The organism is Metasolibacillus meyeri, assembly GCF_003049505.1.
Taxonomy (GTDB): Bacteria; Bacillota; Bacilli; order Bacillales_A; family Planococcaceae; genus Metasolibacillus; species Metasolibacillus meyeri.
Window position 1 is genome coordinate 1 of the sequence record NZ_PYWN01000150.1, and the last position, 10,127, is coordinate 10,127.

Genomic DNA, 10,127 nt, shown 5'->3' on the forward strand with positions numbered 1-10,127 from the left:
GTTCCACTCACTATTTTGATGTGGGGGTCTTACAGCCTGTTAATACGGGATAAATTTTTCTTCATTATCTACTTGCTATCATTTTTACTTCTTCATTTCTTTTATTTCCAAGTTGCGTTATAATGAATAGTATTGTGTACAAATAAGAGCATATCGCTCATTGTTTAATTTGAAGGAGGAAGCTTACATGATTCAAGTAAGTGGCGTTGGTTTACGTTATGGTGATCGTAAACTGTTTGAAGACGTAAATATTAAATTCACACCAGGCAACTGTTACGGTTTAATCGGTGCGAACGGTGCTGGGAAATCAACATTTATAAAAATTTTAGCTGGTGATATTGAGGCGCAAGAAGGCCATGTATCAATGGGCAAAGACGAGCGTTTATCGGTATTAAAGCAAAATCACTTTGAGTATGATGAACATACAGTTTTAGATACGGTGATTATGGGCAATAAACGCCTTTATGAAGTGATGAAAGAAAAAGATGCCATTTACGCAAAAGAAGAGTTTTCAGATGAAGATGGCATGCGTGCTGCGGAGCTTGAAGGCGAATTTGCTGAAATGAACGGCTGGGTAGCAGAATCAGATGCGGCTACATTATTAAACGGCTTAGGCATCGGTGACGACATACACTACACAAAAATGGCGGACTTAGAAGGCTCTGACAAAGTAAAAGTCTTACTTGCCCAAGCATTATTTGGTGAGCCAGATGTACTATTACTAGATGAGCCTACGAACCACCTTGACTTAAAGGCAATCCAATGGCTAGAAGAGTTTTTAATTAACTTTGAACATACAGTAATCGTTGTGTCGCATGACCGTCACTTCTTAAACAAAGTATGTACCCATATTGCGGACCTTGACTTCGGTAAAATCCAATTATACGTTGGGAACTACGATTTCTGGTATGAATCAAGCCAATTAGCACAAAGAATGCTGTCTGACCAAAACACGAAAAAAGAAGAAAAAATTAAAGAATTAAAAGAATTCATCGCGCGCTTCTCTGCGAACGCATCGAAATCGAAGCAAGCAACTTCTCGTAAAAAAATGTTAGACAAAATCGAGCTAGATGATATTCGTCCATCTAGCCGTAAGTATCCGTTTATCAACTTCCAAATCGGTCGTGATATCGGGAATGACGTATTAACAGTCGATGGCTTATCAGCTTCATTAGACGGCGAAGTATTATTTAAAGATATGCGCTTCTCTATGAACAAAGATGACAAAATTGCCTTCTTAGGTAGCCCAAATGCCAAAACAGCATTATTCGATATTTTAACGGAAAATGCGCAAGCTGATAGCGGTACATTCAAATGGGGTGTGACAACATCTCAAAGCTATTTCGAAAATGATCATGATAAATATTTCACAGGCGCTGAAAAAACATTAGTTGACTGGTTGCGCCAATACTCACCAGACGACGAAACAGAAAGCTTCCTACGCGGCTTCCTTGGTCGTATGCTATTCTCAGGTGAGGAAGTGAAAAAATCCCCTGCTGTGTTATCAGGAGGAGAAAAAGTTCGCTGTATGCTATCAAAAATGATGCTAGCAAACTCAAACGTAGTCATTTTAGACGAGCCAACAAACCATTTAGACCTTGAATCCATTCAAGCGCTAAACGAAGGCTTAATTCGCTTTAAAGGTGCGATGTTATTCACATCACATGACCACCAATTCATCCAAACAATTGCTAACCGCATCATCGAAATCCGCGAAGACGGGTCGATTTTAGATAAGCAATTAACATATGATGAATTCCTTGAGTGGAAGGAATCACAAGGGTTGAACTAGTTGTAAAAACTCTTATAAATGTTGATATAGCAGCTTTTCAAACAATCTACTTGCTATCCAAACAACTCCATATAAAATCGTTGTATTTGGAGCATATCCAATGGACAGTTATAAGGCAGAATTCTGAGGCTTCTCTTCCAATGAGAAGCCTCTTTTTATGAAGAAAATCAAAAACAGAGAGCCTTAATTCTCTAAGACTTTCTGTTAAATTAGTTGCTTTATGAATTTATCAATCACAATACCATACAATAACCATAAAAAAAAATGTAAGAGAAAACCAGGTAATAATAACTTAAAATTTTCATAATCATATGCAATATGCCCCATCTTCATAAGTAAAAAACTGAGTAGAGGGTCAACAGCAAGAGCAGCATCTGTAATAGGATTCAAAATTAACTCATGTATATAATGGACTACCGCCAGTAATGGCAACCAAAAAGCAAAACGTTTAAATAATGACAAATTCTGCCCTCCTATATCATAATAAATCTCATAACTATTACCCTATTTCTTCATTTCAAAACTAACTTTAAATCTTCAGGATTATTAATTGTTGCTCTGTCATATCATTCAGCAGGAACAGATAATCCATCACTTTACGCTGGTTCATACAACCATAGAGTATTATAAGACCTTTTATAATCAATTTTCCATATTGAAGCAATTTTTCTAATTTTAATATTACATTACAAAAAACAAAGAAACAATAAAGGACTCACCAATTCTAGCGAGTTCTTTACTTGTAGACAAACCACTTAAATCAAATAGAATAAAAAAACTCCCCATAAAAGAGGAGTTTACCATGTTTATAAACAAACAGATTTACGACAAACGCTGGGTGATTTCTTCCTCTAGCTGCTGCTTCAAATCTGGATAACGCTCGATAAGTGGCAGAAGTTGCTGCGAGGTCAATGTTAAAAATACGCTGTCGCTGACGGCGCGCACATCAGCAGTTCGTGGAATATGGCGCAATAATGCAATTTCTCCAAAATACTGCCCATCCTGCAAGTGCGCAATGATTGTTTCTATTCCGCCCTCCGCATGCTTTACGACCTCTACATGCCCGCGCACAATGATGTAAAACTTATTGCCACGCTCACCTTGGCGAATGATTGTATCTCCAGCACTCGATATAACTCTGATTATAGCTTTTCGCCCGTTTGCTCAGTAACAAATGTGGCAACATAACGAGTAAGGAGCTGCCTACTGCGACAAGCATAAGCTTCCATGAGATTGAAAACATTAAGATAATTCCGACAATTATACTCAAAATCGAATAGATTCCCACTGCAAAAACTTGTTGCATCGCGTATTCAACGGCAGGCATATCTAATGTAAAGCGAGCTAGTAAGTCACCGCTCCGATACTTGGAAAAAGCACGTGACGAAAACTGCTGAAAACGTGCATACATGTCGCTGCGCACATCCACCATCGTCTTTTCATTCAACTTGGCAAGCGCATAATCCCCAGCCACACCAATGACAAGGCTTAGCAAACCACCCACAACAAAAATAACGAGGACCATCAAAAACATCCGCAAGTCTTGAGGCACAATCGCAAAATCAATTAAATACTTCATGCTCATCGAAGTAAAATACTCAAAGCCAAGCTCAAATAGAATGGCTAAAATTATGACAAGCACAAGTAGTTTCCGTTGCCGCAAATATTTTTTCAACGCTTGCAGTAAATAAAACAACGCCATTCCCCCATTTCTAAGTAGCATTGCATCGCAAATTTGGTCGAGCGATAAAAGAAAATTTCGCCAAAATAAAAAACCACTCAATTAAGAGTGGTTTTTTTCGTAAATTATAGTTTTACGATGTTAGCAGCTTGAGGTCCGCGTTGGCCTTCTTCTACTGTGAATTCAACTTTTTGGCCTTCTTCAAGTGATTTGAAACCTTCACCTTGGATAGCTGAGAAGTGAGCGAATACGTCTTGGCCGCCTTCTACTTCGATGAATCCAAAACCTTTTTCTGCGTTAAACCATTTTACTGTACCTTGTGTCATTTAAATGACCTCCATTAATTGTATTAAATAAAATCTTATTACTCGAAAAAAAAATCACATATTACAAAAAGTATCTATCAAAACACGATTACTCTTTGTAATATGTGATTTCATGTCTTCTTTTACAATTGATTTTATTAACTTAATCATAAAACATTAATCACCATTTGTCAAGCGGAAAACTGAGGTAATTTATTTATAACTTGTTTATGTTAAATGAAATAGTGGTAAATTAAATATAGTGAAACCTTAATCAATGGGAATTTTCCTATCCACCACTGATTATTAGTTGAATGAATCAAGCTTTTACAGACAGTTTCTTTCGTTGTTTTCAAGTCTTGAGGTATAGGAATAAAAATCAGAAAAGGAAGTGGTAAAAGTGCGTTACTTCATATTGTTATGTGCATTACTGTTTATGACGAGCTGTTCAAATGACAAGCTGCCGATTGAAAATCCACCTGTGGAAGAGCAAACAAATGAATTGCAGCTCTTTTTTAAAGAAGATGGCTCGACCGCCTTTTTTGAAGGTGAAGGCAATGAATTTGCTAGCTATACAGAGCAAACATTTTGGCTAAGCTCGGATTATGTACATGTTCGTGTTGATAATGGTGGTGTAGTAATAAATACAGTTTACCGCGTTACGGATACAGCAATTGAGCTCGTATTCCAAGAAGCAGAGGATGTTGCACAATTTGATGCGACTGCGCTCGACACCTATCCAGTCATCACAACACTTTTAAAAGCACCGATTGAGGTCGGACAATCAGAAGACCATTGGGCGATTGCCGATATTGCTGCACAAGTTGATACCCCCTATCGCTCTTTTAATAATGCGGTTGTCGTTGTCATGGAGATTGGAAATGCGACAGAAACAAACTATTATGTGCACGGCTACGGATTAGTGAAAAGTGTGATCGAAATTATGGAAGAATATGAGATATTCATTATTACTTCTACATTGAAAGAGCTTGAGGTATTAGGAGCTGACTGAATGTAAGTCAGCTCTTTTTTTACAAGCTAAGGATTTAATTTTTCTTTTATGCGATGAACAATGACCTCAGGATCAAGCTTTTCAGTATCTATGTACGCACCAAAATCATCTCGATTATAGGCTTCCAAACAGTTATCCGTTTGTTGAAAACACCAGTTTCCCTCTTCCTCCCCGCGCAATCTGAGCCTTTCATAAATAGTCTCTTTACTTGCAGTCAAACAAAAATGATAGGTTTGTTCATCCATGCTTTTGAATCCATCATGAATAAATTGGAAGTATTCAAATTTTCTAATTGTCATTGGCACAATGAGATGTTGATTATATTGAGTCATTAAACTTCTTGCGACATCCACGGTCAGCTTTTTCCATAACTCTAAATCTTGAAAGTCACCTGTAGGAGATTCCATTTTTTTCAAATTTGCTGGAAGTACATTTCGTAGCATGTATCCTACTTCCTCAGGGTCATAAATTATGCTATTTTCAATTTCGTTTTGAAGCATCGTCGCAATCGTAGTTTTGCCAACACCAAATGCACCATTTATCATGATAATCATTCCACAAGCTCCCTCGTCATAAGTTATTTCATCCACTTCTTTATTTAATTTGTTTAAAATACCCGCGCGCTGGGTGACAGCGTTCATAATCAAATTCCTCTAGCACAGCTTTATCATACACTTGATACACCGAGCTTGTTAAAACATAGGGGCAAGGCTGATTATCGGCTGTTTTTGCTATGAATTTCTTATCTTCAATTCCTTCTACTAAAATCCCTTTGTGCTCCCCTTTCTTCACACCAAATACATCGTATGTTTCAAGGCGTAATTCAAAGCCTAGCTTTTTATAGAAATTATTCGCCTGCACGTCATCTCGTGTATAAAGCTCAATAAATTCAATCGGTGTTTTTTCAAGCGCCTTTAAAGCGGCTTCATATAGCTGTAACCCAATGCCTTTTGATTGGTGATCAGGATGCACTGCAATAACAGGTATAAATGCACCTAAGCCCTCTGATAAAAGCGTCGTTTTCAATTCCTCTGTGTCCAAAACAACATCGATTATCCCAATAACGATATCATTTTCAACAGCAATCAACTCAATAGTAGGGCGACCATCAAATGTCGGCTTCTCAATTTCAACATCCTCGTACATTGCGGTATGTAGATAAGCTAAAACTCTGCACCGTAACCAGCTTTCCTCGTACTGTGGCGCGTATGGTATGATTTTCATAAAAAATTTCCCCTTTTGTTTACAAATCTGAACTTAGTTATAACGTTCATTGAAAATAGTATAGCAAATATAAGATAAATAAGGAATTTTTTCTAAAAATTATATCATTCTATCAAGTTGTTACCTACAAAGTGCTCTTTAGGTAACTCTTTTTTAGTTCAAAAATCACGATTCGCCCAACGAACACAGGATTTCGCCCAGCCAAACTTTGATACGAAAAAAGCAAAAGACTAACATAAGCCTTTTGCTTTTCTTCAATTTCTTACCACACAAACTCGACTGGCTCATTTGCCATTTTATAAAGACCTGAAAGACCGTGTCGCTGCGCCATTTCTTCCACCATACTCACCATATGATTATACGTATCCTCATTGATATTCTCAATTTGGATATAACCTGATGTCAATTCAGCTAAATGAAAGGCGTGTTGGAATATAGCTGCCTCTCCAACAGGCTCATAATCCAATAAAATGTGTGGCATCACAATCGTATAATCAAAGTCCACTGGCTGTTGCATTGCAAACCCAGTCCCTTCTTGATAAAAACCAACGACTTGAAAGTTCATGACCTCCGAAACCAATTCTAAAGAAAATGTATCACCAACCTTATACATCTCCTTATAGGCATGTCCCAGTGCAACATGAATTGGTTCGTCTGGTGCCGCAAGCGTAAAATCAGACATTTGAAGATTTCTTCCTTCCGCTATACTGTTATCGAAGCGCCCCATCATATCTTCACCTAACAAAATCGTTTTCAGTGGTGTTGTCAAAAACTCATTGCCTGCCCAATCGCGCGCAACGACATTCACTGGGTTTGGCATCCCATCAGCTTGATACTGTTCATAGCCATCCACAAAGTTCGTGTCACCTTGATAATCTCCTCTAAAAGCTAAAGGATAGTCACTGACCAAAATATAATCAAAGGTCGCTTTCATTTCCTCATACATCGCCTTTACTTTATCAAGTGGTACCGTGCTTATGCCACTTGAAAGTTTCTCAAAAGCAAACACAGTTTGATATGCAGGTACGCTCGAAATCTCCTCATGAATATTAAGCGACAATGGTTCAATTGGCGTCGTTTTCGTTTTATCTGTTTCAGTTTGCATTTGCTGTGCATATGCTACCCCAGCTTTTTTCGCCTCATCCAATTCACCTGTTGTGTTACATCCCGTCAACATTGTAAGAAATAGAATCGTTTCTAGCTTGCGTAAAATTGATTTTCTTTTCATCATAACCAGCCTTTTCTACACTATTTTTATTGTTTTTCCGCACGGCCAAAAACTTCATCTACTTCTTTCGCAAATACTTGGAATATATAATGAATTTCTTGCTCCTCTGAAGCGATGCCTGTCGCTGTGCCATCAGATGTTTTCGTCCCTTGCAGTTGCATCAAGCGATTATGGTCATCATCCACTGTTGAAAAATCACCTTTTTGCCAACGATTTAATATATCCAAATAGATTGCATGATGCGTATATTGCTCCTTGTTGTCCTCGACCATCCGCTGTAAAGTAGCGATTCTTTCAGGTGTTAGCATAATCGAGCCTTCTTTAAATTCTGCGATGACCTTTTGATGTGCCATCTGTTGCATTACTTCTTCTACTAAATTATCAACAAACGGTTCATCTCCATTTTTCCATTCATCAACCTTGTTAGAAAAAATCGTATTTTCCCAGCCATGACTCGTATCTACCGTTGAGACAACAGCATTTGATTCGTCAAATGTCGTTAACTTTTCGCCAATATACGTTAAAAAGCCTTCCTCAAACGTCACATAGTATTTCTCATCTAACATCGTTGATTGCAGTCCATCCAGTAAGGAGAACGATTTGATCGTATGAATTTCTATAGGCTTCTCGAACAAAGGATTGAATGGCATATTCGTTTCTAGTTGAGTCGCCATTTCCTGTAATTGTGTGAGTGACATTTCTTTTTTGATTTTATACGCAACAGTATTCAATAGCTTTACTAGATGTTCTCTGCCTAGTGCATCTCTTTCTGTCGTCGCCATCATTAAAGCGACAGCCTCCTCTCCATTCAAATGATTCGTTCCTCTTGCAAAATCAAACGCTACTTGCGTGATAGCTCTTACACGAATATCTTCCCGCAACACGTAATCGATGCCATTAACTGCATCAATCAGTGTCGAAAAGTCAGCTAAATCCATTACTGCATAATAATCAATAGGTAAATCAAATAGCGCTGAAACACTTTTTCTGACACTCTCCGCTCCGTCTGAACCGTCCACATAAGCAAATGTCAATTTATCATATGAGATCGGTTCATCTTCCTCAAAGATAGGTGCATACGTATCGCGTGGAATTGCTAGTACGTTCATCCGCCTTTGCTCTTTACTATAAGCGAATAAAAGGTTCAAATGGATTCGATTATCCTCATCCTTCACTGTAAATAGCATCGTGGCAACCTCATCCTCTTGCGCTATCGCCTCCACTACATCATTCGAATCCGTTCTAGCATATTCTTCTATCACGTTTTCAGGAAAAATGACTGGCATTAATAAAAATAAGCATAAGCCAACGATAAATAAAGAAGCTGTCAGTGGCACAAAAGAAACAACGAATCTCTTTTTCTTCTCCGGTCTATAAATTTGTTCAAATACTTTCTGACGGTCTTCTTGTGTAAATCGTAAATCTTGTTCAGTCATCTTAAAAAATTCATTTTTTACTCGTTTATCTGCCATTTAGCTCTGCCTCCTTTATCATCGACTCCAACCTCTTTTTTGCCCTTCTTAATCTCGTCTTCACCGTATTGACCGAAATATCTAACACTTTGGCAATTTCCTCTGAATTTAATAACTCATAGTAATATAAATAAACTACCTCTCGATACACCTTTGGAAGAGAAAAAATCGTATCTTTTATTTCTTCATTATCATATTTATCAATCACCGTTTTTTCGGTTGATGGTAAAATGGATTTTGTCGTTACATTGATCAAACTTTTTACTTGCACCATTTTGTAATGCCAGCTTTTTAAATAATCTTTACATTCATTAATCGTTATACGATAGAGCCATGTTTTGATTTGTGCGTCAAATCGAAAGGAATCAAGGTTTTGGTAACATTTGATAAATGTATTTTGCACCATATCCTTCGCAGTCTCTGCATCTTTCACATAAGAAAATGCTAAACGTACCAATTCATTGCCATATTCAATCATTATTTTTTCTAATATGTCATCTTTTTCTTCTCTGTCCAATCTACTACCCTCCCTTTCAAATTCTGCTATTAGACGATTGCAAAATAAGAATCGGTTCAAATTTAGGAAAATATTTATTTTTAAACAAATGCAATAGAAAACCTGTATCTTCGATTATCCAGTAATCATCGATACAGGTTATTGTCGTTTCATTCTTTAAATAATTCACTAATGCCTACTTTAAAAATACACTTAGATTCTCCAACTTTATTGTTAATCGACTTCCTCTTGACACGCCCATGCATCAATCTCTACTTTGAATTGTGGAGCTGCTAAACCGGCTACAAAGATCATCGTTGTACAAGGTAAATGATCGCCTAGGAACGCGCCAATGATTTCGCGTCTTTTATCAGCATCCATTTCCCCAACAATATAAAATACGAGCTTTGTTAAATCTTGCACATCCATGTTGGCTTCCTGTAAATTAAGTTGAATATTTTTAAAGGCTAGCTTCAATTGTTCTAATGAACTTTCAGGGACATGCCCCTCAATATCCATCCCAAGCTGCCCCGACAATGTTAGCCATCTTATATTGCCAGAAGCCTCAATTTGATGGCTATATGGTGCCAATGGCTTATGTACACTTTGCGGATTTCTCGATACGATCATTTTCATTCCTCCAATTTCTTTATCAACAACTAAGGTTTATTTGTTTTTCACATTATATAATAAGACTCTTTTTTTGCACAGAAAGTGAGGCTTTCACTCTATCAATTGAAATTATCGAACCTTTTTATAGCAAAAATCGTTTAATTTAGAAATCTAATTACTAAGCTCACTTCCGTTTATTTATCCTGCATTAACGGACAGTAAGACGCCCGCCTCAAGACTTGAGAAAAACAAAAAAGGATAGGTGGGCGATAACTGTCCGTAAAAGCCCGATTGGTTCAACTAAC

The 10,127-nt window shown here is 37.4% G+C and carries 12 protein-coding genes; 2 read left to right on the plus strand and 10 right to left on the minus strand.

The genetic code is table 11. The annotated features are described in order from the left end of the window. Positions 1–187 precede the first annotated feature (187 nt). A complete protein-coding gene (locus C9J34_RS18215) occupies positions 188–1,792 on the plus strand; it encodes an ABC-F family ATP-binding cassette domain-containing protein (RefSeq protein ID WP_107841603.1) in 1,605 nt (534 codons plus the stop codon). A gap of 204 nt (positions 1,793–1,996) precedes the next feature. On the opposite strand, the gene C9J34_RS18220 is transcribed toward C9J34_RS18215, so the two are convergent. The 4 genes from C9J34_RS18220 to C9J34_RS18235 form a co-directional block, all read right to left on the minus strand. Beyond that, entirely contained in the window at positions 1,997–2,254 is a 258-nt protein-coding gene (locus C9J34_RS18220; RefSeq protein ID WP_107841604.1) for a hypothetical protein, read from the minus strand. A 360-nt stretch (positions 2,255–2,614) separates the two neighbouring features. Next, positions 2,615–2,863, minus strand: coding sequence for a cyclic nucleotide-binding domain-containing protein (locus tag C9J34_RS18225; protein ID WP_238600705.1), 249 nt, complete (start codon positions 2,861–2,863; stop codon positions 2,615–2,617). Between the two features lie 25 nt (positions 2,864–2,888). Continuing rightward, entirely contained in the window at positions 2,889–3,488 is a 600-nt protein-coding gene (locus C9J34_RS18230) for an ABC transporter transmembrane domain-containing protein (RefSeq protein ID WP_193769074.1), read from the minus strand. Positions 3,489–3,598: 110 nt separating this feature from the next. Next, positions 3,599–3,799, minus strand: a complete 201-nt coding sequence (locus C9J34_RS18235; protein WP_004225195.1) for a cold-shock protein — start codon at positions 3,797–3,799, stop codon at positions 3,599–3,601. Between the two features lie 379 nt (positions 3,800–4,178). Here C9J34_RS18235 and C9J34_RS18240 point away from each other — a divergent pair, with 379 nt between their 5' ends. Then, a complete protein-coding gene (locus tag C9J34_RS18240; protein ID WP_107841607.1) occupies positions 4,179–4,790 on the plus strand; it encodes a hypothetical protein in 612 nt (203 codons plus the stop codon). Between the two features lie 26 nt (positions 4,791–4,816). Here C9J34_RS18240 and C9J34_RS18245 read toward each other — a convergent pair whose 3' ends face one another. From C9J34_RS18245 to C9J34_RS18270, 6 genes are all read right to left on the minus strand, one after another. Beyond that, entirely contained in the window at positions 4,817–5,344 is a 528-nt protein-coding gene (locus C9J34_RS18245) for an AAA family ATPase (protein ID WP_107841613.1), read from the minus strand. 40 nt (positions 5,345–5,384) lie between these two features. Continuing rightward, positions 5,385–6,014 (minus strand): GNAT family N-acetyltransferase, encoded by a 630-nt coding sequence (locus C9J34_RS18250; protein ID WP_107841608.1) that lies wholly within the window; start codon positions 6,012–6,014, stop codon positions 5,385–5,387. A gap of 262 nt (positions 6,015–6,276) precedes the next feature. Continuing rightward, positions 6,277–7,245 (minus strand): hypothetical protein, encoded by a 969-nt coding sequence (locus tag C9J34_RS18255; protein ID WP_107841609.1) that lies wholly within the window; start codon positions 7,243–7,245, stop codon positions 6,277–6,279. A 23-nt stretch (positions 7,246–7,268) separates the two neighbouring features. Then, positions 7,269–8,714 carry a DUF6241 domain-containing protein gene (locus C9J34_RS18260; protein WP_107841610.1) on the minus strand — a complete coding sequence of 482 codons (1,446 nt, stop codon included), beginning with the start codon at positions 8,712–8,714 and terminating at the stop codon, positions 7,269–7,271. Further along, a complete protein-coding gene (locus tag C9J34_RS18265; RefSeq protein ID WP_107841611.1) occupies positions 8,704–9,231 on the minus strand; it encodes a sigma-70 family RNA polymerase sigma factor in 528 nt (175 codons plus the stop codon). The genes C9J34_RS18260 and C9J34_RS18265 overlap by 11 nt, the downstream gene beginning before the upstream one ends. Before the next feature lie 213 nt (positions 9,232–9,444). After that, a complete protein-coding gene (locus C9J34_RS18270) occupies positions 9,445–9,840 on the minus strand; it encodes a RidA family protein (RefSeq protein WP_107841612.1) in 396 nt (131 codons plus the stop codon). Positions 9,841–10,127: the final 287 nt, after the last annotated feature.